The organism is Chryseobacterium sp. NFX27 (assembly GCF_049887855.1).
Lineage (GTDB): Bacteria > Bacteroidota > Bacteroidia > Flavobacteriales > Weeksellaceae > Chryseobacterium.
The window spans coordinates 59,980-85,369 of sequence record NZ_JAGEKK010000005.1; the positions used below are offsets into that span (position 1 = coordinate 59,980).

A 25,390-nucleotide genomic window follows, 5' to 3' on the forward strand; every position below is an offset into this window, starting at 1 on the left:
GTTTTGAATTCCAGAGACGAACTTATCTTTAATCCTGCCGATATCGCCGAAACTCTTAGCAATCTTCCTGCTGATGAGAGGCTTTTGGCATTTTTAAAAGTTCCGAAGGAATATAAAGCAGAAGTTTTTTCTCATCTTGATCCTGATTTCCAGGAAGAAACCATCCGAAGTATCGGAAGTGAAGAAGTTTCTGAAATCCTGAACGGAATGACTCCGGATGACAGAACCTCCCTTTTTGAGGACTTTCCGGATGAACTGATCAAGTATTCCATCAATCATCTTAATCCTCAGGAAAGAAGGATTGCCCTGAAGCTCCTTGGCTACAACTCAGATTCTATTGCCCGTCTGATGACTCCCTACTACATCCAGATCCGTAAAGAATGGACGGTAAAAAGATGTCTTCAGCAGATCAAAAAAGTCGGAAAAAGAGTGGAAACCATGAACCATCTTTATGTAGTGGATGAAAGGAACCGCCTGATTGATGATATTGCTTTAGGAAGCCTTCTGCTGGCAGAAGAAGATACTTTGATCTCGGATATGACCGACAATCATTTTGTAGCAATAATGACAACCACTTCCAAGGAGGATGCGGTAACTTATTTTGAAAAATATGACCGGACTGCCCTTCCCATCATTACGGAGGCCGGTGTCCTTGTAGGCATTGTAACTATTGATGATATCCTTGACCAGATTGAACAGCAGAATACGGAAGATATTCAGAAATTCGGGGGGCTTGAAGCATTAGATGATCCTTATACGCAGACTTCACTGATGGAAATGATCAAAAAGAGGGGTACGTGGCTGATTATTCTTTTCTTTTCGGAAATGCTGACTGCTTCAGCAATGGGCTTTTTTGAAGATGAAATTCAGAAAGCCGTTGTACTTGCTTTATTTGTACCTTTAATTATTTCCAGTGGAGGAAATTCCGGTTCCCAGGCAGCAACCCTTATTATCCGGGCTATGGCTCTCCAGGAAATCGGGCTGAAAGACTGGTGGTATGTGATGAAAAAAGAGATCTTTACCGGGCTCGCTCTGGGCAGTATTCTTGGTGTTATCGGATTTTTAAGGATTATGGTGTGGCATGAAGCAGGATTTTTCGATTACGGAATGTACTGGCCTTATGTGGGCCTGAGTGTAGGAGTTTCTCTTGTGATGATCGTACTTTGGGGAACGATTTCAGGATCCATGGTTCCTTTTATCCTGAAAAAACTGAATCTCGACCCTGCTACTTCTTCCGCGCCTTTTGTGGCTACTCTGGTAGATGTTACCGGACTTATTATCTATTTTTCCGTAGCCGGACTTTTTCTGACAGGAAAACTTTTGTAATTTAGGCAGACAAAGTCTGAATATGAAAGTTGTTTCACTAGTCCCATCTATCACAGAGGCGTTATTTGATCTTGGTCTTACTGAAAATGAAGTTATCGGCAGGACAAAATTCTGCATCCACCCTGAAAACAAAGTAAAAAATGTTCCGGTTATCGGCGGAACAAAAAACATCAATATTGATAAAATCAGGGCATTGCAGCCGGATCTTATTCTGGCCAACAAAGAGGAAAATACCAAAGAGCAGGTGGAAGCACTGATGAACGATTTTAAAGTTATCGTAACCAATGTGGAAACTATTGAAGACAATTATTATCTTCTTAAAACACTCGGAAATCTCTTCAATAAAGAAGAAAGAGCACAGCAGTTCAATCTTAAGATCTATGAGGTTGTAGAGCAGGCAAAACTTGATTCAACGGTAAAAGCAGCTTACCTCATCTGGAAAAATCCTTATATGACCATCGGTTCGGATACTTTTATCCACAGAATCCTATCAGAGATTGGTTTTGAAAACATTTTTAAGAACAGGACCCGTTATCCTGAGATTCAAATGGAAGAGCTTGCTGAAGCAGATGTTATTATGCTTTCTTCGGAACCTTTCCCCTTCAAAGAAAAACATATTGAGGAAATGAAGGCTTTTTATCCTGACAAAAAGATCATGATCGTGGATGGAGAGGCGTTTTCCTGGTATGGAACACATATCGCAAAGTGCGGGGATTATTTTAAAGAATTCTTAGCTGAAATTCATACGATGCAGCGTTAATTTTTTTTAACTACAAAAGAAGCAAAAGTTTTTAAACACTTAAGTTTTTATAAGTTGTCATAAAGGCTGCATGGAAAAACAACTTAAGTTCTTTGAAAATCTTGGATTCATACTGGCGGATATTCGTCTGAGGGATCAAAATTCCCCTCCTCCGGACTATCGTGTGGACACAATTTATTCCTAGTTTTATACGTTTATCATTATTTAGCATGATTACAAGAAATTTCAGGGAATTAGCCGATAAACGCTTACTTAAACGGGGTAATAAAATTTTAGATGATTTATTTTCCAAAAGCGTTCATTCGATTCGTCGTTTAAGTGATGACGAAGCTTCCGCCAAGGGGTATTATCGTTTTCTTCAGAATGATCGTGTCAGTGAATATGACCTGATCCGCAATATGTCTTATAATTGCATTGAAGCCTGTCAAGGCAAATATGTGATCTGCATTCAGGACACTACTGAAATTAATCTTTATAGTCATAAAGGGAGAATAAAAAAAGACCACTTTATTGGCACGACCACCTCTAAAAAGGATCTGGGTCTGGGTTTCTATATCCATCCGTCGGTTGTTCTTGATGCTTCCGAGTACACCATATGGCTTTGCTACTGTTAAGCTATGGAGTCGTTCGCAAAATTTTGCGAATAAACATGAAAGAAACTATCGTGAGCTTCCTATCGAAGAAAAAGAATCCTACAAATGGATCGAGGTATCTGAGCAAACCATCTCTGTTTTGAAGGCGCAAGTTCCGGGAATGCTTATTGTACAGGATCAGGAGGGTGATATTTATGAGCAGTTTGCCAGGATTCCACAAGAAGGTGTAGATTTATTGGTCAGGGCAAGGGCAGACCGTTCACTTCCAGATGAGACAAAATTATTTTCCAGCATCGACAAGGAGCAGGTACCCACTGTTTATTCGGTTTTTATTGATGCCAGAAATGGTAGAAAAAAGAGAACAGCCAAGGTAGAAGTCCGCTATAAACAAGTAGAAATAAAGAGCCCTAAAAGAATAAATGAAAATACGCCTAAAAGCTTAAAAATATATTTTATAGAAGCCAGGGAAGTTGAATATGAAGGCAGCGATGCGGTCTGCTGGCGTTTGTTAACTACCCTATCCATAGATAATATGGAGATGGCCATGAGCTGTATCGAATGGTATAGCTGGCGTTGGAGAATCGAAGAGATATTTAAAATTCTGAAAAAGGAAGGCTATGACATTGAATCCTCAGAACTGGAATACGCTTCTTCGATCCGAAAACAAAGCTTAATGATTATGGAAGTTACCATTAAGCTGTTTTTAATGCGCCTTGCCTATGCTGAGCCTGAGATAGAAATTGCTCCCGACTCCTGTTTTCATCCTGAAGAGCAGCAGCTGATGGAAGAATACATGAAAAATCTGGAAGGCAGTACCCAAAAGCAAAAAAATAATTATTCAAAGACGGATCTTAAAAGATACGTGTGGGTCATTGCCCGCTTGGGAGGATGGAAAGGATACGAAAGCAACAGACATCCGGGTATTACAACCCTGTGGATTGGACTCAAATGCTTTAAAGATATAGCCAAAGCTTACAAAATCTTTAAAGATGTGTCCACACGATAGTCCTCCGGAGGGGTGGCAAAAATTCAAAGAATTTTTGACGGGGTGGTCAACATATTCCTCAACAATCTCTTGAACCAATTGGTGGCTTCGGGAGCCTCAGTCACCAATTGAATTTAAATGTACAAAAAAAGCTCCGATTAAACCGGAGCTGATGTTATATTTCGAAATCAAATTTCAATTATAAAATCTTGGATACTTCATTACAAAGCCATTCCAAAAGTTCACGGTCCTCGGCTGTAAACGGATCTACAGTATGGGAATCGATATCGATCTGACCCACATTCTGACCGTCTTTGAAAATCGGAACTACGATCTCTGCTTTTGTATCGATAGAGCAGCTTAGATAATTACTTTCCTGGTGAACATCCGGAACTACGAATGTTTCATTGGAAACAGCAACCTGTCCGCAGATCCCTTTTCCGTAAGGAATGATAATATGATCAGTAGGTGCCCCAACATAAGGACCTAATTTCAGTTCATCCTTATCTCCGTTTTTAAAGTAGAATCCTGTCCAGTTGAAGTAAGAGATTTCCTGGTCCAGCAGGTGGCATACCTTCTGAAGCTTTTCTTCTGTATTGTGTTTCGGACTTTCAAGAATGGAAGAAAGTCTTTTCTTTATTTCTGACATTTTATTTTGTTTTAGGAGAATTGTTTGAAGGAAAGCTCTTCTTTATAGCCGAACATTCCGCGTTCTTTTATCATTTCTGCCACACCTTCAGGAACCTGGTTTTCCCAGCCTTTAATGCAGCATGCAATTTTTCTTAATATTTCTCGGGAATAAATTTCCAGGAACTCCGGATTGTGATTGGTAATATCTACAATACGGTTGTTGTGCTTGAAATATTTGTAAAGCTCTTTTAAGTTTTCTTCTACTTTAAGATTTGAAGAATCCAGCAATTCATGAGTTTCAGGATCTTTGTAAGGATAAAGATACACCCTCATTCCGTTCCTGAAGAACTTTCCGAATGCTTCCAGAATTCCACCCGAAAGGTCTTTATAATATTTCTCATCAAATACCATCAGAAGGTTATTCACACCCATGGCAACACCGATGTCCCCGCTTGTATAGGATGCAAAATAATCGATTAGTCTGTAGTATTCCGAGAAGTTGGAAATAATAACGGTATAGCCCAGTTTACCGAGAATATCCACCCTGTCCATAAAATCTCTCTCATCAATATCTCCATCCGCCCTAAGGTTTGAAATAGTGATCTCAATAAGCACTTCTGTTTCTTCATGGGTACAGGTTGCGTCTTTCTGGAACATCTCAAGACCGTTTTTAAGCATATCGATATTCACCTTCGTTACGGGTCTGAAACTTCCTCTTACCGCAAATATATTTTTCTTGTATAAAACATCGGCAGGCAGCATATTGCTTCCCTGGGAATTGAAAATCACCGCATCTGTCATTCCATGCTTCACAAGCTGCAGCGACATGAGTCTGTTGTCAACATAGTCAAAAGCAGGACCGCTGAAATCGATCATATCAATTTCAAGACCGTCTTTTGCTATATCATCGTATAAAGATTCGATTAAATTTCTGGGATTATCGTAGTAATGGAAAGCTCCGAAAATAAGGTTTACTCCAAGGTTTCCTAAAGTTTCCTGCTGTAGCGTAGCATCGTTTTCCTTAAATTTTACGTGAATCACGATCTCATTGTAATCCTCGTTTTCCTTTGTCTGGAAACGGATTCCTACCCATCCGTGGCCTTTAAGCGTTTTGTCGAAATTAATGGTAGTTACCGTATTTGCATAAGAGAAAAATTTTCTGTTGGGATTGTTTTCCCTTGAAATTCTTTCTTCAATTAACGCAACTTCATACCGGAGCATTTTACGAAGTCTGTTTTGAGTAACATACCTGTTTTTTGCTTCTTTTCCGTAAATGGCATCACTAAAATCTTTGTCGTAAGCAGACATCGCCTTAGCAATTGTACCGGAAGCCCCTCCTGCTCTAAAAAAGTGACGAACAGTCTCCTGCCCTGCTCCAATCTCTGCGAAAGTACCATAAATAGTAGGATCTAGATTAATTGTTAATGCTTTTTGTTTAGGAGTTAGTTTCTGATACATTAGGACGTGAAATTTTTCGTAAATTTACCAAAATTAAACCAACCTCAAAAGAAAATGAAGTTGAAATTTTTAGGAACCGGTACTTCCCAGGGTGTGCCCGTTATAGGCTGTACATGCGAAGTATGTACTTCCAAAAATCCCAAAGACAGGCGTTTCCGCTCCTCAGTAATGATTACTACTGAGGAAAGTAAAAAAATACTGATCGACTGCGGACCGGATTTCAGGGAACAGATGCTTCTCAACCACGAAAATACTGTAGATATTGTTCTTCTTACCCATGAACACAATGACCATGTGATTGGGCTTGATGATATGCGTCCGCTGATCTTTAAAAGCGGAAAAAATATGCCGATTTACTGCTATCAACGGGTTGGACATGAGATTAAAAACCGTTTTCCTTACGCCTTCGCTGATATAAGATATCCGGGAGCGCCGGCTTTTGATCTTCATGAAATTGAAAAAAAACCTTTCCAGGTTTTAGATACTGAAATCACGCCTGTGGAAGTGATACACTATGAAATTACGGTCTTTGGCTATAAATTTAAAAACCTGGCCTATATTACCGATGCCAATTTTATTTCGGATACAGAAAAGGAGAAACTGCAGAATCTCGATGTTCTTGTTCTAAACTGCATCAGAAAATTCGATCCACATCCTGCCCATTTTATTCTTCCTGACGTTATTGCCCTATTCAAGGAGCTTAAGCCTAAAAAATTATTTTTAACACACATCAGCCACCACCTCGGTCTGCATGATATTGAAGATAAGGATCTTCCGGAAGGAATGCATCTGGCCTATGATGGTTTGGAGATAGAATTTTAAAATTTTTCCCTTAAAAGCTTTTGAACATTAAAAAAAGTTTCTATATTTGCACACCAATTTAACACTTGCCCAGGTGGCGGAATTGGTAGACGCGCTGGTCTCAAACACCAGTTCTTAGGAGTACCGGTTCGATCCCGGTCCTGGGTACACAAAACCTCTGAAATCTTTTGATTTCAGAGGTTTTTTATTAAGTTTAATATAAATTCTTTCGACAGTTACCATTTTATTTTCGGCAGTACTTTTTTTATTTCTTTTGCAATATTATTTCCTGTTTTTCCCAGCTCGTTTCCAACATTGGTAAAGACCTTTACCGCTTCATGGTTTTTGCCCGGACCATACTGAATGTCGTGGACTGTATTGTTCCATGTTTTTACGATGTCATTATTAGGACCAAACTGATTCTGCAGCTCAGAACCGATTTTATTCAAACCTTTTACAATGTCATTATTTTTCCCAAAGCAACCGGAGTCACCTCCCACACCAATGGTAAGGCATTTATCCAGTTCCCGGGACATCAGCTGTCCACCGGCACAACCGGCAAAAACATAAGGCTGTCCGCCTGACGTTACAGCACACTGCACTACAATCTGAGATTCTGTATTCATATTCAGCTTGCTTGCTCCATAGCACATGGCTGTATTCATAAAGTTTACCTGTCCAAAACTGCCCTGTTGCTGCACACAGGAAAGAAGTTTCTGAAGCTCAGGATCCGAAGATTCACCTGCCAGACATAACGGATATTTACTATAGTCATTTCCATACTGCTTATAACATTTTAGCAGAGATGCAGATATCCTTCTTTCATTAGTACCTCCCATAGTTCCGACCAGGCATAAAGACTGTTCTTCCGATGTTGAAGCATTTTTAACACAGTTATAAATTTCATTCTCTTTTTTTCCAGCCATATTTTCGATCATGCAGTCGCCAAACTTTTGTCTGTCCAGTGCACCATTAAAACCCACTGACCGGTCGTAGCAGCTTTTAGCGGCCTGCTCGTTTGTGATCATCAGGTCACCATACGGTTTGTTGAGGTCTATAATCTGATCCGGTAGAGGCTGAAAACCGTTCGCTGTCTGAATACCTACATTAGGATTGTATACCGGCGGAACATACGTAACCATCGGATTTGGTGGTGGCTGAATGTCTGAATATCCAATGATCCGCGCTCCCTGAATATAATCAATCTCAATAACGTTCCTGTTGTAATCCAGGAAAAAAGCTTTTTGGTGCGGATTGGCAGCCGGCAGCCTTAAATACATCATTCCGGACGGATCACGGTACGCCATTCCTCTATTCATGGGATTGCCATCCTGCACCATCATCCCGTCACTATACAAAACAAAGCTCTGCTGATGTGCCTGATCATAAATACGGCCCACAGGAGCCGGAGGTTGCGAATAGAGACTGGTAAACAGAACGAGCAGGAAAAACTCACAACAGTCTTCAAATTTTTTAAATGTAGTGTTTTCATGATAATTTTGTTTTTATTAGCAGTAATTACGTACAAACTCAGATTTCCACAGTAGGGTTTCCGGACACAATGCCCTGGTTCACTGTTTTATCACTTATTAATTCCAGAGTAAAACTGGTGATAAAAACAAAATAAGTCAATTACACTTTTGGGTAATATTTCCTACACATCAAGATTAAATAATCAAAAAATCCTACCCTTAAGAAAACTTCTAAGGATAGGATTCACACCTAAATAATAAAAATTACCTCAGACAATAAACAGACCTGCAATTGCCTGAGCCTCACTTCCTGTTAAAATTTCATCATAAGCCGCAGATCCTGCAGCTGCTCCAAAAGCAGTACCGGTATTGAACCCGGCCTGATTCACATTTTCTTCTCCGGCATAAACAGCATGGGTAGCAGCAGGCATATTTCCTCCGTCGGCCAGCTCTATCCAGCCTTTATTGGCTCTCATTCTTCTCACCTGCGAAGCGTGTCTGGCTTCCACCGAGTGTATCTGTAACGCAGCCTGTAAAACAGCCTTATTAGCCATTACATTTCCGGCCTGTCCCTTATAAGCACGAACTCCTGTATCTTCAAAAGCCTGCGCCAAAACAAGGAATTGATTATAATCTGTAAAAGGCATAAAAGCTCCTCCTGCTGTAAAATCAAAAGTGGGTTTAGGCCCCGGAGTCTCTCCCAGGGAAGTTAATGTACTTTTCAGGAATATAACATGAGCCGATTCATGTTTTGAGATCTGCATGAAAACGGGACGGTCTGCATTGGGAATTAATCCGGGTGCGGCCAGCCCCATTGCATAATATTCATTTTCCAGATATTCAAGGACTAATGCCAGCTGTAAGGCATCCGTCAAAGCACTTTTAAAAAAAGTTGCAGATGCTGTCCTATCTAAAGTTTCTGCTTTGGCAGGAGTGGCCATTACGGCTCCCAATCCCAGAGGAATAGAGGCTACCGCTGCTTTTTTACCCAATGTTGAAATATTGGTAATCGTTTCTAATCTTGTAGCTTCCTTCGTAAAAAAATTATCATTAGAAAGCTTATCTAGTAATTTAAGAATGTTCATAATTGTAGATTTTGAAAATGAATAATTAGCTGATTCCTCTTTCTTTCCATGTGAAAGGTGTTTTTATAAAACCTCCCGCTGCCATGACAATATCTTTAGGCTCCTTGGCAAGATCCAGCCCATTGGCATCTATGACATCATCACCTGAAAAATCTGTAGATCCGGGATTAATAATATTCCTGATCGCTGAAGCGTGCCTTGCTTCCACAGAAACTATTTTCCCGGCAATCACTAAATAAGCCGGATTGGTAATGTATTTACCGGCACCGTTATATGCTGCTACTCCGGTATCTTCCAGAGCTTTCGCTGTTGCCAGAACAGAATTTCTGTCGTTGAAATTCACATTGGGGTACTGAAATTCAAGTTTGGGTAAAACATTCGTTGTCGCACCGGTTATAGCCGCTTTGAAAAAATCACGGTGGATAACCTCATGGTGATAAAGATCTGTGAAGATTTCTTTTTCAACACTTGAAATTCCCGAGTAAAAGTTATTGACCACTTTCGTATAAAAATCAGCCTCCAGCTGCTCCAATGCATACGCATAATTCAAAACTCCGACATCTCCGGCACCAAGGTCAAAAACCTGACCGTTGCCTGGGAATTCAAAATCATCGTCATCACAACCAATCAGCGTAAGTCCTGCCATTGCCAGTCCTATACCGCCCAGTTTTAAAAAATTTCTTCTGCCTGTATCCAGAGTTGCCCCCTGGTTAGAAACATTAATCGTTTTTTTCATAATATTATAGGTTTAAGTGTTTTATGATTCTTAAAGAGAAAAAAACAGCATAAAAAATTATGCTGTTTGAAAACTAAAACATTACGGCATCAACACCGTATCAATCACATGGATCACACCATTTGACTGGTTCACATCAGCTATCGTCACTTTTGCACTATTTCCTTTAGCATCCTGTACATACAGATCTTTTCCTTTTGTCCAGAAGGTCAGCTCTTCCCCTTCCACAGTTTTCATCATACTTTTACCTTTTCCGGATTTCACTGCGGCCCAGATGTCTTTAGCACTGTATTTTCCGGCCAGCACGTGATAGGTTAAAATCTTGGTAAGCATCTCTTTGTTTTCAGGCTTTACCAGAGTTTCCACCGTTCCTTTCGGAAGTTTCGCAAAGGCCGCATCCGTAGGGGCAAGCACCGTAAAAGGTCCTGCTCCCTGCAAAGTTTCCACAAGACCCGCTGCTTTTACTGCGGCAACCAAAGTCTTATGGTCTTTAGAATTGAGCGCATTTTCAATAATATTTTTAGATGGATACATAAGCGCTCCGCCCACCATTACTGTTTTTTCTTTCATCATCTGTGCAGTTACCTTCCCACTGAATACGAATGATAAAGCGATCATTCCTAAAACTGCGATTTTTGAGTTTGTGTTCATTTTGTTGTTTTTTTAGTTAGTATCTATTTGAATTGTGTTCTTAGAGTCATTTACGAGGTAGTTTTTATTTTGGATTTAAAAAAATTGATTTTTTATTAAAAATTTTAAAATCTGTCATTTTCTTTTAGCATCCAGAATAAAATCAAGACATATGAAATTCATGCGACAACTTTTAAAAAGGGTAAGAGTTGTTTTCACGATATACTTTTCATATTTGATCATTTTAAATAAATTATTTAAAAACATTTACGATTTAAAAGATTTTCCGGATGTTGTCTGTAGTATATTTTATTTTATTACATTTGGAATGAAAATCATACACTATTAAAACAACCTATTCGGAAGAAGAGCTTATCGTTTTACTGAAAGAAAAAAACGAATCGGGCTTTCATTATTTGTACGATCATTATGCAGGAGCCCTGTATGGTGTGGTTCTCCGGATCGTTCAGTCAAAAGAATATACTGAAGAAATCATCCAGGATGTTTTTGTTAAGATCTGGAATGCTGTTCATCAGTATGATCCGTCAAAAGGAAGATTTTATACGTGGATGATTAATATTGCAAGAAACACGGCTATAGATTATTTAAAATCGAAAGGTTTTCAGAATGAACTTAAAAACCAGCCGCTTCCGGATTTCGTATATAACTCTGCAGAACTTTCAACGACTAATAATTCATCCGATTTTATTGGGTTTAATAATGTACTGAAAGGTCTGGAAGTTGATAAGCAGGAACTTATCGACTTAGCATACTACCAGGGCTACACGCAGAACGAAATATCGGAAAAGCTAAAGATACCCCTTGGAACGGTGAAAACCAAAATGCGGAACGCGCTGATGAAATTAAAGGATTTGCTAAAAGATTATCAATAAATTGAACACTAAAGAATACATATCATCCGGAATTATAGAATCTTATATTCTAGGTCTTGCTTCTCCTGAGGAGGCAGGGATTTTGGAGTGTGTGATGAAAAACAATGCTGAAGTAAAAGCGGCTTTTGAAGAAGCGCAAAAAACTTTGGAAGATTTGGCGACAAGCCAGGCCGTGGCACCGCCAGCCGGTTTAAAATCTAAGATCTGGAATAAGATCCAGCAGGAACAGACTACTGAAGAAGTACAGCCTGCGGTTATTAGGGATATTCCCGCTGCGAAACCTCAGCAGGATATTAAACTTCAACAGGACACTAAGCCTCAAAGTACAGGCAGCTGGAAAACCTATGCGGTTGCCGCTTCTGTATTATTTCTGGTTAGTGCTGCCGGAAATCTTTTCTGGTTGAACGATCAGTCTAAAACGAAAGAGGAAATTGCTAAAATGAAGACCGAGAAAAAAGCTCAGGATCTCGCCATGCAAAAAATGAATCAGAAAATGGATATGTTTTCCAATCCTGATCTACAGATGGTCATGCTGAAGGGTGTAGAAAAACATACGGACTCCAAAGCAATGGTTTTCTGGGACAAAAAAACAAAAGAAGTCTACCTCAATGCTGAAAGCTTACCAAAAGCTCCGGAAGGAATGCAGTACCAGCTTTGGGCAATTGCAGACGGAAAACCGGTAAGTGCCGGAATGTACACTGAAGAAAAAGACAGTAAAACAGCTCTTGCCAATATTCCGAAAGCACAGGCCTTCGCCATAACCCTTGAAAAACAGGGAGGCAGTACAGTTCCTACAATGGAAAATATGTATGTAATGGGTGAAATCTAAGACCTGTATTATTCTGAATAAATACAGAAATTAATTATCTTGCCTTTTATTGATCTTCAGTTCTCTTTCTACTTCATCTACGCTTGGCAAAGGAAGATCGTAGCTTTCTGCAATATATTTCAGAACTTCTTCTTCTGTTTTCTCATTTATTTTCCTAATGAAAAGGTGATTGGTAGCTTTCAGAAAAACAATAAGCTCACCTGATGTCTGCTTCTTGCCGAATACCGTCTTTTCGATGACAGCCCTCTTATCATCATTTACAATAAGATCAGTAAAAGAAGTATTCATGAGAACAGTCTGGAAAAATGATTCTGCAGGCAGAAATGTATGGAGATAATAATCCTCGAAATTCATCACTCTTTTATTATTGGAGAGAAAAGCGCAGGTATCTCTGGTAAAAATAACCCATTTCCCCCCGATGTAGGGCGTAACTCCTTTCATAAATTCTCTTTTATATATAAGGGACGAGATCTTATAGGACAGTTCCGTGAAATGATTCTGTATTCTCTTAAGAGTATCCGGACGGTAAAATTTCTGATCGTAATAAAAAAGATAATTCCTTCCGTTGTTGGCTGTAAGAAATTTCCGGATGATATTCTGTGATTTCAAAGGATAATCTTCACCGCTCAGATTAACAAAATAATCCCATTCCTGGCTGACATTAAGAAGAAATTCCATGGCATCAAGCTCGATCTGGATCATACTGAATCCTCCGGAAACAATATTGATGCTTTCCAGGATATAGACGTTGGGAAACTTGGTGAGAAACATCTGAATCTCATCAGTAAACTCTTCCTTCGCTTTACGGTCGATATGAATAAGATAAAACTGATCTCTCGTATAGATCTTCTGAAACATCGCTTTGAATACTTCTGGCTTATGATGAACCATAATGAAGTACGCAATTCTTACATGCTGGCTTGAATTAGACTCTAAGGTTTGGGGCTGGGGGCTGGTTGTAGGAACAGAAGTCTGCATAAGTACGGATTTAAAAATCATCCGCTGGGGCAAACAATTCAGTTAACGTGCGAAAGCTACGAATAAATTTTTGATAATCAATTATTTAAACCAACCATTATTCAGTTTATTTATTGTATTTTTGCAATGCATTTATAAAAACAGGCCACTGCCTTTTGCTATTCTGTAACAGTTTAAAATCTTCATTTTTTCTCTTTCAGTTTGCTTTTTCAGCTGCCCAATTAAAACTTATTTTTAAAATAATTTTTAATACTGCTTCCCCGGTTTTCAGGTTAAAGTAGTTATAAAGCTCAGAGCAGCATGGATTTATAAAATCCTGTCCCTGAGAATGAGAACGATATGATATTGCAAAACTCTGTAAATATATTCCCAACTGAATTTATTGTCAAAGTTAGTGCAAAGTAAAATAATAATTAAAGATAATGCTTATCACAACTGACATTCATTATTTTGATACAAGACAACAATTCAGATCTTAACCGATTTGGCCACTCAGAACCGGATGTTCCGGTAGAATATGATGAGTTTTAGAAATTTAAATTTAATAAATCCTATAGTCCGGGCCGTTACAGAAGCCGGATATTCCAAACCTACAGAGATACAGTACACTGCTGTTCCGCATATTTTAGCGGGAAGGGATATTATAGGCTATGCCCAATCCGGCACTGGAAAAACGGCAGCATTTGCCATGCCTATTCTCCAGTTATTAAAAAGAAATACACCAGATCATAAAGAAATACGGACTTTAATATTAACTCCAACCCGGGAATTGGTCCTGCAGCTGGAAGAAAGTTTTAAAGTTTACAGCAAATATTTACCACTGTCACAGCTTTCCATCTTTGGAGGTGTATTATCAGGAAGCCAGCTGGCTGCACTGAGAAAAAGAGTGGATATCCTTATTGCAACCCCGGAAAGACTACTGGATCTGGTAAGCCAAAGATATATTGATCTCTCTAAAATAGAAATACTGGTCCTGGATGAAGCTGACAGAATGCTTGATATGGGATTTGCAGAAGATGTAAAAAAGATCCTGAAGCTGGTTTCACAAAAAAGACAGACCTTATTATTTTCTGCTACCCTGCCACCGGACGTCCAGAAATTCGCCGACGCCATGCTGAAGAACCCTGTAGAAATTACAGTAAATCCGGCTCCATCATCAACGCATACCATTAACCAGTCCGTTTACTTCGTTGAAAAAACTAAGAAAACTGATCTGCTTATCAATATACTGCAGGATGTATCTATATTACGCTCACTCGTTTTTACACGTACCAAACAAGGTGCCGACAAATTGGTGAAACAGTTGGAACGTACAGGTATTTTTGCAGCAGCCATTCATGGAAACAAATCTCAAATGGCAAGACAGCAGGCTGTGGAAGATTTCAGAAACAGTAAAATCCGTGTTCTGGTCGCCACTGATATTGCTGCCAGAGGAATTGATATTGAGGAGCTTCCTTATGTAGTTAACTATGAACTTCCCGATGTTCCGGAAATTTATGTTAACCGCATCGGAAAAACCGGAAGAGCAGGAATCCAGGGAACCGCTGTTTCTTTCTGTGACGAAGGGGAACGTTCTGACTTAACCAACATCCAGAAGCTGATAGGATTTATCATGCCAGTGGAAAAATTTCAATATATAAATTAAATCACAATAAAATAGATGGATTGTTCTCTAAGAAATTTAAGAAAGATCCTCAAAATAATTCAATACAACAATTTTTAATACTATTACAATGCAAGAAGGCACCGTAAAATTTTTCAATGAAGCAAAAGGCTTCGGATTTATTTCTCCAGCAGACGGAGGTAAAGACATTTTTGTACACTCTTCAGGATTAGATACAAGATCTATCCGTGAAAACGATAAAGTAGTTTTCGAAGTACAAAAAAGCGACAAAGGTTTAAATGCAGTTAACGTTAAGTTAGCATAATTTGAATATACGTTTAAACGAACATTGACTGATAGGTAGCAATACCTTTCATTTGATGTCCGTTCAAAACCTCTTACTTGATGTGAGAGGTTTTTTGTATCAGTATAAACATGATATATTCCCCCAAAACATTCTAAAGTTTGGTTTATGTTCCTTAAAAATGGCTATATCCTGCTATATTTGTCCCCTGAAAAATAATTCTACAACCATCATCAATGAATTTATACATTAACTGGGATGTAAATCCCGAAATTTTCAATATTGCCGGATTTCCCCTCAAATATTATGGCATGCTGTTTTTGGCCGGGCTCGTTCTGTGCTATTCGATCCTAAAGACCATTTATAAAAAAGAAAACCTAAGCCAGCAGGCTCATGAAGCCCTTTTTTCTTATGCTTTCATAGGGATTTTAGTTGGGGCAAGATTGGGGCACTGCCTTTTTTACGATTTCGATTATTATTCACAACATCCTGTTGAAATATTCCTGCCCATCCAAAAAGGGACTGACGGAGCGTATCATTTTTCAGGATACGCAGGGCTGGCAAGCCACGGCGGCGGAATCGGACTTATTATTATGCTTCTGGTGTATGCCAGAAAGTTTTCCATTAAGTTTATGACTGTTCTGGATGTAATTGCTATTGCCACGCCTCTGGCGGGAGCATTTATCAGGTTGGGCAATCTCATGAATTCTGAAATTATAGGAACACCTTCTAATGCGCCATGGGCATTTATATTCAGGCAGATAGACAATATTCCGAGACATCCTGCCCAGCTGTATGAGGCGATCTGCTACCTAATAATCTTCCTTACGGTGTATTTTATTTATACCAAAAACATTTTTAAGGTTGGAAAAGGCTTTTACTTCGGCATCACTACTCTATTGATCTTCATTGTGAGGTTCTTTGTGGAATTTATAAAAGTGGAACAAGTCGATTTTGAAAAGGGAATGAGCCTGAATATGGGACAGATCTTAAGCATTCCGTTTCTGTTTTTAGGACTGTTCTTTATCATTAAAAGTATCCGGGACAAAAAAGAAATAAAAGTTTCATAATCCTGGAAATAAATAGAAAACTCCGGTATCACCATCTTGGTACCGGAGTTTTTTTCGGATTATATCAAAAAAATTGGCTTAAGATGATTAAGCCAATCCGTATTCCTCAGAATACTAACATCCACATATATTCTAATTACTGTAATCGGTCATTCTTTTTTAAAACCTTTATTTACCACTATAAGTTCCTGCGATTTGTTTCACAGTTCAAAGTTGGTCAAAACTGAAGAAGAATAAAAGAAACAGCTATCAAATAAAGCTTGTGGTCTATGACGGCTTACAACCCAATGGAAGGCTTATAAGTCCTGCCGATCGGAAGCTTCTTACCCATCACCTGGATCATGCTGGCAGAACGTACTTCAATTTTAGGTTTCGAAATAATGTAAGATTTGTGAATCCTCACAAATATTTTAGGATCCAGACTTTCCTCTATCCTGCTGATCGGCATTTTCACTGTGATCGTTCCTGCTTTGGTGTGAATGTGAATATATTCCCGTAAGCTTTCAATAAAAAAGATGTCATAAAGAACAATTTTAATCTGCTTTTTTCCACTGCTGATAAAAATATGTTCACGGTCCGCTGCCTCCAATAAGGCTTCCTCTGCATTCATCAGATATTTAAATTTTTCAAGAGCTTTGGTAAACCTTTCATAGGGAATAGGCTTCATCAGATAATCTACAATATCAAGCTCATAGCCTTCTACGGCGTATTGGTGATAAGCGGTAGTCACGATAACAAGAGGTGGATTTTTCAATTTTTTCAGAAAATCAAAGCCTTTTACAACGGGAAGATGAAGGTCCAGAAACATCAGATCAATATTATGCCTGTTTAAAAGACTTCCGGCATAAACAGCATCGGAACATTTGGCCACCAGATAAAGATCTTCATCCTTTGAAACGAAATTTTCCAGGATCTCTGCGGCAATCGGTTCATCCTCTACGATAATGCAGCTGTATTTTTTAGAAGCGGAATGTGTCATTCAGATCAATAATTAAGGTTACAATATACCGTTCATTGGTAGTTTCAACGGTGAGGATATGCTTTGGATAAAGCAGTTCAAGCTGTCTGCGGATATTTTTCAGTCCTATTTTTGTAGAATTTCCATGGGGTTTTTCTTCTTTGGAATTTTCAATGTGGTAATGAAGAACACCGTTATTTAGCTGAATGTCGATATGAATAAAGCTTTGTCCAAAGGTTTCAGAAACACCATGTTTAAAAGCATTTTCAACAAACTGAATCAAAATAAGCGGGGATATTTCCTGAGAAGGATTATCTATATTCTCATTTAAACGGATCACAAGGTCATGATGCCGGATCTTCTGGATCTGAAGGAAATCTTTGATGTTTTCTACATCTTTATCTATGGAGATATACCGTTCGGCTGCTTCATAAATATTATAGCGCATTACTTTGGAAAGCTGTAAGATCACATCAGGTGTTTCGTCGGCTTTTTTTAGAGCCATTCCGTAAATATTATTCAGCGTATTGAACAAAAAATGGGGATTGATCTGTGCTTTGAGCATGGTAAGCTCCTGATCCAGCTTTTCTGATTTCAGCTTTGAGATCTGCTCTTTCAGCAGGTTTTTCTGCCTGGTAATCTCAACACCAAAGATAAGGCCCGCCATAAAGATCAGATCCATAAAAGAATTAAAAGCCACAAGCCCGTTCATAAATCCTGAAGGCTGTTTTCCGTCCAATGTTTCAACAACTCCATAAATATGGGGATAAATGATATAGTGGGTAAAAAATCTGTGAGCAAGGACCGCCGCAATAAAAATAATAACAGAGAGGATACAGGCAAGAAATCTTCTGATATCGGTTCTTTCGTAGACATACAGAAGGGCATAAGCCAACGGAATCTTAACCAGAAGATACCCAAGTTCCAGGATAACAGTATTCTGAAGCCTCACCTGCCATTCTGCATCAGGAAACTGATACCTTGACCAGTAAAAGTCCAGATAAACTTCCAGAATATAGTACAATATCCAAAAAAGCAGATGGACATATAATTTTGATTTTCTGCCTGGCATTAAGTGTAATACGATTTACTATGCAAAATACCATCTTTCAACGGAAAATAAAAATTTAAGCATTTGATGAACAGCAATGGTCTATGAACTGCAGCTTTCTTCCTGCCCGGTGAAAATAATCTGTAAAAAACAGCAGATTAAAAGAATATTGAATTCAATTCCATTGGTTCCGCCACCTACAACATACCATCCATTTTGCCAATGGACAAAATAAACCCCGAAAATCAGGATGATCATATTACAGATAGATACGGCCTTTACAAACCGGTCCGACCAGATCAGAAATACCGAGAAAAGATGAATCAGTTTCACAGCCCAGGCCAGATAGAGCCCAAAAGGACTAAACCCTATGGTATCGAGGTAAAGACGTCCAAAATTATTGACATCGCCACTGAAAATAGATACGACACTGTGCATCAGTAAAATAACAGACAGGGCTGCACGGAGATAGAAGTTCTTTTTCATGGATCTAAATTAAAAAATCACCAAAAAGAACAGTGAGTATAAGGTATCAACAGCTTAAAAGTGTATATAAAGATTAAATGTGGTAATGATTTTCAAATTCCCTACATCTATTGCAATACCTAATAATCAAAAAAAATTCTACCTATATAAAAGATATATCCCATTACATACCAACGTGATATAACTTACAATGCCTCTAAAATTCAGCTTCTGCGTAAAAAAAATCCAAAATATGTGATTTTTAGGCACAGCATTTGCTGATCTATGAGTCGTATTATACACCACTTCATTTTTATAATATATTATTTTCCACAATCCTCAGCGTGCTGGGGATTTTTTATTGATGTTTAAATTGATGAATAAATACTTCTTTATAAAGAAGAAAATACATTTTTGATAATCAATGATTTAAAATAGGTTTATTCGTTTAATTGTCGTATATTTGTATATTAATTAATAGGCCGCTGCCTTTGCCCTCTGTTACAGTATAGAAATTCTTTCTTTTCAGTTCCCGCTTTTCAGATGCCTCATTTTTTAAAAAATCACTTCTTTTACTGATGAACGCCTAAAAACAAACTGCTTTCGACGTTTCGTTTCATAAAGAAGAACAGACGGACGACTGCAGCTTTATAAGACTTGGCAGATCAGGTAAACAAATACAATATAAAATTAAATACTAGAATAATTTATGGCAGACTCTTTTTCTAAAAAAGAAAATTTCAAGAAAAAAATTCAAAAGCAAAAAGAAAAAGCGCTGAGACGCGAAGATCGTAAAACGAATAACAACAAAGGTGCAGAAGATGTTTTCATGTATGTAGATGAATTCGGAAGACTTACCTCTACACCTCCTGAAGACAGAGAAAGACAGGAAGTAAACATTGATGAGATCCAGCTTGGTGCTGCTCCTATTATGGCAGAAGAAATCAGAAAGACAGGAATCATCACTTTCCACAGTGAGAAAGGCTATGGCTTTATTACTGAAGACAACAGCAAAGAAAATGTTTTCTTTCACAACAACAGCTGTGCACATCCTGTAAAAAAGGGGAACAAAGTATCTTTCGAGAAAGAAAAATCTCCAAAAGGATTCTCTGCTGTTAATATCGAATTGGTTAAGTAAACAACAGATCTGTTGTACAACAGCAGATTTTGTAAGAAAATAAAGAAAGCCGCTCTCCAGAGCGGCTTTTATCATATCATAAACTTATTTTTTATTGAACATTTTCTCCAGTACTTCATAGCGGTAGTCGAAAATATGTTCCAGTTTCTTTTTAACGAAAAGTGGGTGGGCTATTTCACCTAAAAATCCCATCGGAAGTTCGTAATCAATGGTATCTTTCATAAGTACACCTTTTTCATTGGGAATGAATTCATGATGATGGTGCCATAGTTTATAAGGACCTTTTTTCTGGAAATCTATAAAGCTTTTCTGAAAGTCCACCTTAATGATCTCTGTCTGCCATTTCATTTTTATACCGAACAAAGGTGAAACGTAATAGTCGATGAGCATACCTTCATAAATTTCATCGTTTTCCATTGTGGTCAGAACGATAAAATTCATGTCTTTTGGTGTGATCTCAGAAAGATTATTAGCTGAGGAAAAAAATCTCCATGCGGTTTCTATACTGCAGTTGAGCTGCTGTTCCCGGAAAAGACGGTGCTTCATAATTTTTCTGTATTTTATTGATATATCCACATCAGAACCGGTTTTCCGGATTCTTGAATTATAGGATCAATTTCTTTCATTGCATTGTTAGACACTGTAGGACAGCCCCAGCCTTCCGGAGAACCTTTTGGAAAAACTTCATCGTCACTCATCCGGTCCCAGGAATGGAAAACGATATATCTTTTTAAAGCATTAGTGTTTGTTTCCTCCAGGCCATGCATCAGGTACTTGATATTGATTCCCCAATCACTGTGACCTCTTCCCCACAGCTTATATTTCCCTAAAGATGAAAGATGGCTTCCGTCTTCATTGCTGAACTGCGGATTGTCTTTTGAGCCATCTGCACTCCATTGATTTGAACCACAGCCATGACCCACAAGATATTTTTTAACAATCGATTTCGTTTTAAAATCCCAGACAAAAAATCTTTTAATTCCTGAATGAAGGCTCATATCGATCAGAATACAAAAATCCGTATTTAATTTTTCTGAAGTACAGAATTTCAGAGCATCTTTACCTTTTGCTGCCATCTTAAAAAGATCAGCTTCCGGCCTGTTCTCTTCTTTAACAGGAGAATCTGCTACAAGGTGACGGTTTCCTTTAGATTCATTAGTGCATGAAAATACAATGGATAAAGCAAAAATTACAGCGAAAACCTTCATTGAAAATTATTTGTAATGTCTGAAAATTCCAAAATCGGAAGGGGTCCATAACGCAGCTTTCTGTCCTGCAGCTTTCAGTGCATTGTTTGCCCAGGTATTACAGGTATTCAGGAAGCTATATTTTCCTTTGGCATCATAAAAAGCATCATTGATATCATAAACAGCATCAGTAGGAATCAGGATAAAGTTTCCGTTCTGATCCCTGTCGAATTTATCTTCTATAAACTTCACCAGATTCCTGTATTGATCTCTGCTGATCATGATCATTTTGCAGTCCTCACCTTCTTTCATGGTTTTGTAATAGGAACAGTGCATGGCAGAATCACTGAGCCAGAAAGCGGCTTTAAAAGCAGTGGAGAACTTCAGATCGGCCCATGTCGGCGTATCCAGATAAAACCCTTTATCCCCCCAGCCTATTCCTATATAACTATAATCTGTGCTTTTTGATTTTGTATTGGAAAACGGAACTTTTGCGCCCCAATCCTGAAGATCATTTTTTACGGGCATTACAATATCCGTATGTACACCGTTGGTATAAATATAAATCGGAATATCTTTCGGCTGCCCGTCATTATCTGCAGAAACTTCTATAAGCGGAAGTAAAAGACCCAGAATAACATACAGAGCAACAATTCCCAAAATAATTCCCAGAGTTTTCAGAACATATAGCAATACAATTTTCACACTCATGTTTTAATAAAATTTAATCTTCAATTTTATGTAAAAGTATTTGTTTTAATCGAAAAAATGATTAAATTTAGTTACGAAATATTCACAAATATGCGTAAAAATACAAAATCACAAAAAAGATTTAAAGTACGGGTAAAAACAGCTCCAAAAAGAGTACAAAAAAAACGTTGATTTTCTGTGGGACACTGGTCTCCTGAAAGTCAATTTTCTTTTTAGGAAAAGTTTTTCAGAGATTCTTACTGAATTAAATCTTAACCTCCTTAAGACTGACAACTTAAGGGATGGTCATTTACCCTCTTCAGCTTTGGAACTTCAAATTCCAGATAAGGATTCGTCACCAAAAATTTAACCTAAAGTTTTTCCGGAGAGCGTTCTAAAAATTCAATATTCCGCTTCAGACCTGCAAATTTAGTTCTCTTTACGGGGGATTTTCTGAAGATCTCAGAGAATATTTCCTGGGTAATTTCTTTCCATTCTTCTTTTTTGAAATTTTTAAGAGATGCATTGGGAGTAAAGCGGCTCTGAAGATTGGGTGAAGAAAATCTGTTCCAGGGACATACATCCTGACAGATATCGCATCCGAACATCCAGTCTTCCATCCTGTCTTTAAAATGATCCGGAATTTCATTCTTGAGCTCTATGGTTGCATAAGAGATGCAGCGGCTTCCGTCAATGATCTTTTCTGAAACAATAGCATCCGTAGGACATGCATCAATACACTTCCTGCAGGTACCGCAATGATCTGTAGTGGCATGGTCCGGAACCAGTTCGAGATCGCAGATAATTTCTGCCAAAAAATAGAAGGAGCCATTTTGCTTTGTAATGAGATTGGCATTTTTTCCTACCCAGCCTATTCCAGATTTTCTGGCCCAGCTTCTTTCCAAAACGGGGGCAGAATCTACAAAGACCCGGAACCCGAACTCCCCTATCTCCTGCTGCAGTTCAGAAACCATCTCACGGAGAATTTCTTTTACGACTTCGTGGTAATCTTCTGCGTAAGCATATTTTGATATTTTATAATTTTCCAGTGCTGAGATTTCTTCTTTCGGAAAGTAATTGTAGGAAAGTGAAATAACAGACTTTGAGCCTTCCACAAGCAGCCTGGGGTCCAATCTTTTATCGAAATGGTTTTCCATGTACTTCATTTCGCCATGGAAATTATTTTTAAGCCATTTTTCAAGATTCGGTGCATCTTCTTCTAAGAAATCCGCCTTTGAGATCCCGCAGCTCTGAAATCCAAAACGTTCTGCTTTAGATTTTATAAGTTGGGAATATTTTTCGGCACCGGTATTCAGGATTTCCATTCTGCAAAATTAAGATTAATTTACCAATCTTACGCGTTTCCATTAGAAATGGACAAGCCTTAATTTTTAAGCATTTTTGGGAAAATTTAAGTTTTGATAAGGCGTTTTTTCAGGAAAAAATTGCGTATTTTCGTTCTTACTTTTAATCTTAAATTACACAATTATGTCTTTAATAGAAGTTATACAGTCTGGAAATTATGAATTAATTGATGTCCGTGAGCCAATGGAGCTTGAAATGGACGGAAATATTGACGGAGCCAAAAATATTCCTCTTGGTGAAGTAGAAGACAGAAAAGAAGAAATCTTATCTATTGAAAAACCTGTGATTTTATTCTGCAGAAGTGGTAACAGAAGCGGAAAAGCATTGGAATATCTTAATGGACAGGGTCTGAAAGACGGTTATAACGGCGGAGGCTGGGCTGATCTTAAAGCAGTATTGGAAGCAAATCAGGGAACTTTTTAAAAGTTCCTTTTTTTATATTCATTCATCATGAAGCTGAAAGGAAATTTCACGGATCTCTGTCTTCATTTTACGAAAAACGGAAATCTTATTGAAAACCTGTGGCAGGAAATTGAAACCAGATATTCTGCCAAAGACAGATACTATCATGATCTTTTTCATCTTGAAAATATGTTTATGGAACTGGAAAGTGTAAAAAGCCTTATTGAAGATTTTTATACTGTTTCATTTTCTGTTTTTTATCACGATATTATCTATGATGCTTCTTCAAAGTCCAATGAAGAAAAAAGTGCTTCATGTGCTGCAGAACGGCTTCAAAAAGTGGGATTCCCCCGAGCTTTAATTTTAAAAACTGAAAATCAGATCTTAGCTACAAAATCACACACAAAGTCAGATGATCCGGATACTAACTATCTTCTTGACGCTGACCTTTCTGTTTTGGGAAAAGACTCTGCAATATATTTCGATTATACCCGGAAGATCCGAAAGGAATATGCCCTGTATCCTGATTTTCTCTACAAACCGGGGAGAAAAAAAGTGTTAAAATATTTCCTGGAACTGAAAAGTATTTTCAAAACAGAGCATTTCAGGGATAAATATGAGCAGCAGGCAAGAAGGAACATAGCAGCAGAGATTGAACTTCTATAATTACAGCTAAAGAAAGGAGATGCAGCAAAACCACATCTCCAGCATGAAACCATTCATTCAAACACAACTAATTAATTACTAATAACAAATGGAAAATTTTGGAGTTTCCTGTGAGGGAATTTTTTCATCAAATTTTATTTTTGGAATCTTCTCGCTATTTGATATTTCAAAAATAGAAAATATAAAATCACAAATTAGTGATTTAACGTGCGCTTTTTGTGTAACTTTCATTGATTCAACCCTATTAAAAAAAAGGTTAATGCTTTTAAAATAATCAGTTTAAAATTTATCCGGATGTAGATAATTCATTTTGTTATTTTCATCAAAACTTGTACATGTGCTAATATAGAATTATGTGACTTAAGATAAAAAATAGCTGAAAATAAAATTTGGACTGTAATAATGTGCATATTTAGACACAAACAGAAGTATTGAATCCCAATTTGTACATATAAGACCAAATCAGGTACCGTTCATTATTAAAGTCACAAAAAAACACCCTGCTATATCAGGATGCTCATGCTGCTGATTATATTTCAGACAGCTATATTCTTTTAATAAATTCTGATGTCTTATTGAGAATCAGCTCCGGAACCTCTTTATGTGGCGTATGCCCTACTCCCGGAATGATATATGTTTCTGCTGTACCGCTTACCTGGGCGACTGTTCTCTCAACCTGATCCAGGGTACCATATTCATCTGCTTCTCCCTGAATGAAAAGTAAGGGACACTGAATATCTTTTAAAAGGTATTCTATATTCCAGCTTCTGTAGTCTTCACGGGTCCAGGTTTCCGTCCAGGCTCTGAAAAGCATTCCCACTTTATCTCCGTGGTATTTGGCAAGACGTTCGGCAAGATTGGTCGTTTTGTAAGCGTTCCATGCTTCGTCAATGCCTTTTAATGTAACCTCTTCTACAAAAATATGTCCTGCTTCAAAAATTACAGCTTTTATTTTTTCAGGAAATTTAGCAGCCGTGATGAGCGCAATGGTTCCTCCGTCACTGTGTCCGAATAAAATTACATTATTAAGCTTAAGCTCATCCAGAAGGTCATTCAGCAAGTCGGCTTCAAGTTCCATATAATTAACCGGTCTTTCGTGAGTAAGCATAGGCCCGGATTTTCCATAGCCTAATCTGTCGTACATGAGAATATTACAGCCCGTAATTTCAGACAGTTTTGCCGGCATATCTCTCCAAAGCTGTGAACAGCCCAAGGAATCATGAAGAAAAACGATAACGGGTTTTTCTACAGCTAAATTATTGTATGCGATATAAAGTTTCTGACCTCTTACTTCTATTATCCTTTCTTCCATTCA

The 25,390-nt window shown here is 38.1% G+C and carries 28 protein-coding genes, 1 tRNA gene and 1 pseudogene; 14 read left to right on the forward strand and 16 right to left on the reverse strand.

Translation table 11 applies throughout. From position 1 onward, the window contains the following. The first annotated feature begins 3 nt into the window (after positions 1-3). From mgtE to J4Q03_RS07145, 3 genes and pseudogenes are all read left to right on the forward strand, one after another. The gene (mgtE, locus tag J4Q03_RS07135; RefSeq protein WP_426047510.1) at positions 4-1,326 is read left to right on the forward strand and encodes a magnesium transporter; all 1,323 of its coding nucleotides are present in this window, start codon (positions 4-6) and stop codon (positions 1,324-1,326) included. Positions 1,327-1,348: 22 nt separating this feature from the next. Next, entirely contained in the window at positions 1,349-2,086 is a 738-nt protein-coding gene (locus J4Q03_RS07140) for an ABC transporter substrate-binding protein (RefSeq protein WP_426047511.1), read from the forward strand. A gap of 209 nt (positions 2,087-2,295) precedes the next feature. Continuing rightward, positions 2,296-2,400, forward strand: a pseudogene (locus J4Q03_RS07145) (hypothetical protein); the annotation flags it as partial. On the opposite strand, the gene J4Q03_RS07150 reads toward J4Q03_RS07145, so the two are convergent. Beyond that, on the reverse strand, positions 2,401-2,646 hold the full coding sequence (locus J4Q03_RS07150) for a hypothetical protein (protein WP_426047705.1): 246 nt from the start codon (positions 2,644-2,646) through the stop codon (positions 2,401-2,403). A 16-nt stretch (positions 2,647-2,662) separates the two neighbouring features. On the opposite strand from J4Q03_RS07150, the gene J4Q03_RS07155 reads away from it, so the two are divergent. Then, positions 2,663-3,685: an IS4 family transposase gene (locus tag J4Q03_RS07155; RefSeq protein WP_426047512.1), complete on the forward strand. Its 1,023-nt coding sequence runs from the start codon at positions 2,663-2,665 to the stop codon at positions 3,683-3,685. Between the two features lie 178 nt (positions 3,686-3,863). Here the strand turns inward: J4Q03_RS07155 and J4Q03_RS07160 are convergent, their stop codons facing one another. Both J4Q03_RS07160 and J4Q03_RS07165 read right to left on the reverse strand, forming a co-directional pair. Then, positions 3,864-4,313 carry a GAF domain-containing protein gene (locus J4Q03_RS07160; RefSeq protein WP_426047513.1) on the reverse strand — a complete coding sequence of 150 codons (450 nt, stop codon included), beginning with the start codon at positions 4,311-4,313 and terminating at the stop codon, positions 3,864-3,866. Between the two features lie 11 nt (positions 4,314-4,324). Further along, positions 4,325-5,752 (reverse strand): TonB-dependent receptor, encoded by a 1,428-nt coding sequence (locus tag J4Q03_RS07165; protein WP_426047514.1) that lies wholly within the window; start codon positions 5,750-5,752, stop codon positions 4,325-4,327. 54 nt (positions 5,753-5,806) lie between these two features. On the opposite strand from J4Q03_RS07165, the gene J4Q03_RS07170 reads away from it, so the two are divergent. Continuing rightward, entirely contained in the window at positions 5,807-6,574 is a 768-nt protein-coding gene (locus tag J4Q03_RS07170; protein WP_426047515.1) for an MBL fold metallo-hydrolase, read from the forward strand. Positions 6,575-6,641: 67 nt separating this feature from the next. After that, positions 6,642-6,721, forward strand: a tRNA-Leu gene (locus tag J4Q03_RS07175). A gap of 68 nt (positions 6,722-6,789) precedes the next feature. On the opposite strand, the gene J4Q03_RS07180 is transcribed toward J4Q03_RS07175, so the two are convergent. The 4 genes from J4Q03_RS07180 to J4Q03_RS07195 all read right to left on the reverse strand — a co-directional run bounded on the left by J4Q03_RS07180 (position 6,790) and on the right by J4Q03_RS07195 (position 10,497). Beyond that, positions 6,790-7,953 (reverse strand): hypothetical protein, encoded by a 1,164-nt coding sequence (locus J4Q03_RS07180; protein ID WP_426047516.1) that lies wholly within the window; start codon positions 7,951-7,953, stop codon positions 6,790-6,792. A 341-nt stretch (positions 7,954-8,294) separates the two neighbouring features. Next, on the reverse strand, positions 8,295-9,110 hold the full coding sequence (locus J4Q03_RS07185; RefSeq protein WP_426047517.1) for a ferritin-like domain-containing protein: 816 nt from the start codon (positions 9,108-9,110) through the stop codon (positions 8,295-8,297). A 25-nt stretch (positions 9,111-9,135) separates the two neighbouring features. After that, a complete protein-coding gene (locus J4Q03_RS07190) occupies positions 9,136-9,846 on the reverse strand; it encodes a ferritin-like domain-containing protein (RefSeq protein ID WP_426047518.1) in 711 nt (236 codons plus the stop codon). An 81-nt stretch (positions 9,847-9,927) separates the two neighbouring features. Then, positions 9,928-10,497 carry a fasciclin domain-containing protein gene (locus J4Q03_RS07195; RefSeq protein WP_426047519.1) on the reverse strand — a complete coding sequence of 190 codons (570 nt, stop codon included), beginning with the start codon at positions 10,495-10,497 and terminating at the stop codon, positions 9,928-9,930. Positions 10,498-10,892: 395 nt separating this feature from the next. Here J4Q03_RS07195 and J4Q03_RS07200 point away from each other — a divergent pair, with 395 nt between their 5' ends. Then, positions 10,893-11,369 (forward strand): RNA polymerase sigma factor, encoded by a 477-nt coding sequence (locus J4Q03_RS07200; RefSeq protein ID WP_426047520.1) that lies wholly within the window; start codon positions 10,893-10,895, stop codon positions 11,367-11,369. A gap of 1 nt (position 11,370) precedes the next feature. Then, positions 11,371-12,198: an anti-sigma factor gene (locus J4Q03_RS07205; protein ID WP_426047521.1), complete on the forward strand. Its 828-nt coding sequence runs from the start codon at positions 11,371-11,373 to the stop codon at positions 12,196-12,198. Positions 12,199-12,228: 30 nt separating this feature from the next. On the opposite strand, the gene J4Q03_RS07210 is transcribed toward J4Q03_RS07205, so the two are convergent. After that, the gene (locus J4Q03_RS07210; protein WP_426047522.1) at positions 12,229-13,176 is read right to left on the reverse strand and encodes a beta-1,6-N-acetylglucosaminyltransferase; all 948 of its coding nucleotides are present in this window, start codon (positions 13,174-13,176) and stop codon (positions 12,229-12,231) included. A gap of 520 nt (positions 13,177-13,696) precedes the next feature. Between J4Q03_RS07210 and J4Q03_RS07215 the strand changes: the two genes are divergently transcribed. The 3 genes from J4Q03_RS07215 to lgt all read left to right on the forward strand — a co-directional run bounded on the left by J4Q03_RS07215 (position 13,697) and on the right by lgt (position 16,153). Further along, entirely contained in the window at positions 13,697-14,821 is a 1,125-nt protein-coding gene (locus J4Q03_RS07215) for a DEAD/DEAH box helicase (protein ID WP_426047701.1), read from the forward strand. Between the two features lie 88 nt (positions 14,822-14,909). Then, positions 14,910-15,104, forward strand: a complete 195-nt coding sequence (locus tag J4Q03_RS07220; protein ID WP_034741125.1) for a cold-shock protein — start codon at positions 14,910-14,912, stop codon at positions 15,102-15,104. Between the two features lie 215 nt (positions 15,105-15,319). Further along, a complete protein-coding gene (gene lgt, locus J4Q03_RS07225; RefSeq protein WP_426047523.1) occupies positions 15,320-16,153 on the forward strand; it encodes a prolipoprotein diacylglyceryl transferase in 834 nt (277 codons plus the stop codon). 277 nt (positions 16,154-16,430) lie between these two features. Here the strand turns inward: lgt and J4Q03_RS07230 are convergent, their stop codons facing one another. From J4Q03_RS07230 to J4Q03_RS07240, 3 genes are all read right to left on the reverse strand, one after another. Continuing rightward, positions 16,431-17,132, reverse strand: a complete 702-nt coding sequence (locus J4Q03_RS07230) for a LytR/AlgR family response regulator transcription factor (RefSeq protein WP_426047524.1) — start codon at positions 17,130-17,132, stop codon at positions 16,431-16,433. Next, positions 17,113-18,183 (reverse strand): sensor histidine kinase, encoded by a 1,071-nt coding sequence (locus tag J4Q03_RS07235; protein WP_426047525.1) that lies wholly within the window; start codon positions 18,181-18,183, stop codon positions 17,113-17,115. The genes J4Q03_RS07230 and J4Q03_RS07235 overlap by 20 nt, the downstream gene beginning before the upstream one ends. 81 nt (positions 18,184-18,264) lie before the next feature. Further along, entirely contained in the window at positions 18,265-18,648 is a 384-nt protein-coding gene (locus tag J4Q03_RS07240; RefSeq protein WP_426047526.1) for a DoxX family protein, read from the reverse strand. Between the two features lie 688 nt (positions 18,649-19,336). Here J4Q03_RS07240 and J4Q03_RS07245 point away from each other — a divergent pair. After that, a complete protein-coding gene (locus tag J4Q03_RS07245; RefSeq protein ID WP_111956070.1) occupies positions 19,337-19,765 on the forward strand; it encodes a cold-shock protein in 429 nt (142 codons plus the stop codon). Between the two features lie 84 nt (positions 19,766-19,849). Here J4Q03_RS07245 and J4Q03_RS07250 read toward each other — a convergent pair whose 3' ends face one another. The 4 genes from J4Q03_RS07250 to queG all read right to left on the reverse strand — a co-directional run bounded on the left by J4Q03_RS07250 (position 19,850) and on the right by queG (position 22,967). Beyond that, on the reverse strand, positions 19,850-20,311 hold the full coding sequence (locus tag J4Q03_RS07250) for an SRPBCC family protein (protein ID WP_426047527.1): 462 nt from the start codon (positions 20,309-20,311) through the stop codon (positions 19,850-19,852). Positions 20,312-20,325: 14 nt separating this feature from the next. Then, a complete protein-coding gene (locus J4Q03_RS07255; protein WP_426047528.1) occupies positions 20,326-20,973 on the reverse strand; it encodes a murein L,D-transpeptidase catalytic domain-containing protein in 648 nt (215 codons plus the stop codon). 6 nt (positions 20,974-20,979) lie between these two features. Further along, positions 20,980-21,657 carry a TIGR02117 family protein gene (locus J4Q03_RS07260; protein ID WP_426047702.1) on the reverse strand — a complete coding sequence of 226 codons (678 nt, stop codon included), beginning with the start codon at positions 21,655-21,657 and terminating at the stop codon, positions 20,980-20,982. A gap of 356 nt (positions 21,658-22,013) precedes the next feature. Beyond that, positions 22,014-22,967, reverse strand: a complete 954-nt coding sequence (gene queG / locus J4Q03_RS07265; RefSeq protein WP_426047529.1) for a tRNA epoxyqueuosine(34) reductase QueG — start codon at positions 22,965-22,967, stop codon at positions 22,014-22,016. Between the two features lie 163 nt (positions 22,968-23,130). On the opposite strand from queG, the gene J4Q03_RS07270 reads away from it, so the two are divergent. Together J4Q03_RS07270 and J4Q03_RS07275 are read left to right on the forward strand one after the other, a co-directional pair. Beyond that, positions 23,131-23,430, forward strand: coding sequence for a rhodanese-like domain-containing protein (locus tag J4Q03_RS07270; RefSeq protein WP_426047530.1), 300 nt, complete (start codon positions 23,131-23,133; stop codon positions 23,428-23,430). A 27-nt stretch (positions 23,431-23,457) separates the two neighbouring features. Then, complete coding sequence (locus J4Q03_RS07275; protein WP_426047531.1) at positions 23,458-24,075, forward strand: HD domain-containing protein; 618 nt, start codon at positions 23,458-23,460, stop codon at positions 24,073-24,075. A 544-nt stretch (positions 24,076-24,619) separates the two neighbouring features. Here J4Q03_RS07275 and J4Q03_RS07280 read toward each other — a convergent pair. Beyond that, positions 24,620-25,387, reverse strand: a complete 768-nt coding sequence (locus J4Q03_RS07280; RefSeq protein WP_426047532.1) for an alpha/beta fold hydrolase — start codon at positions 25,385-25,387, stop codon at positions 24,620-24,622. Between the last annotated feature and the right edge of the window lie 3 nt (positions 25,388-25,390).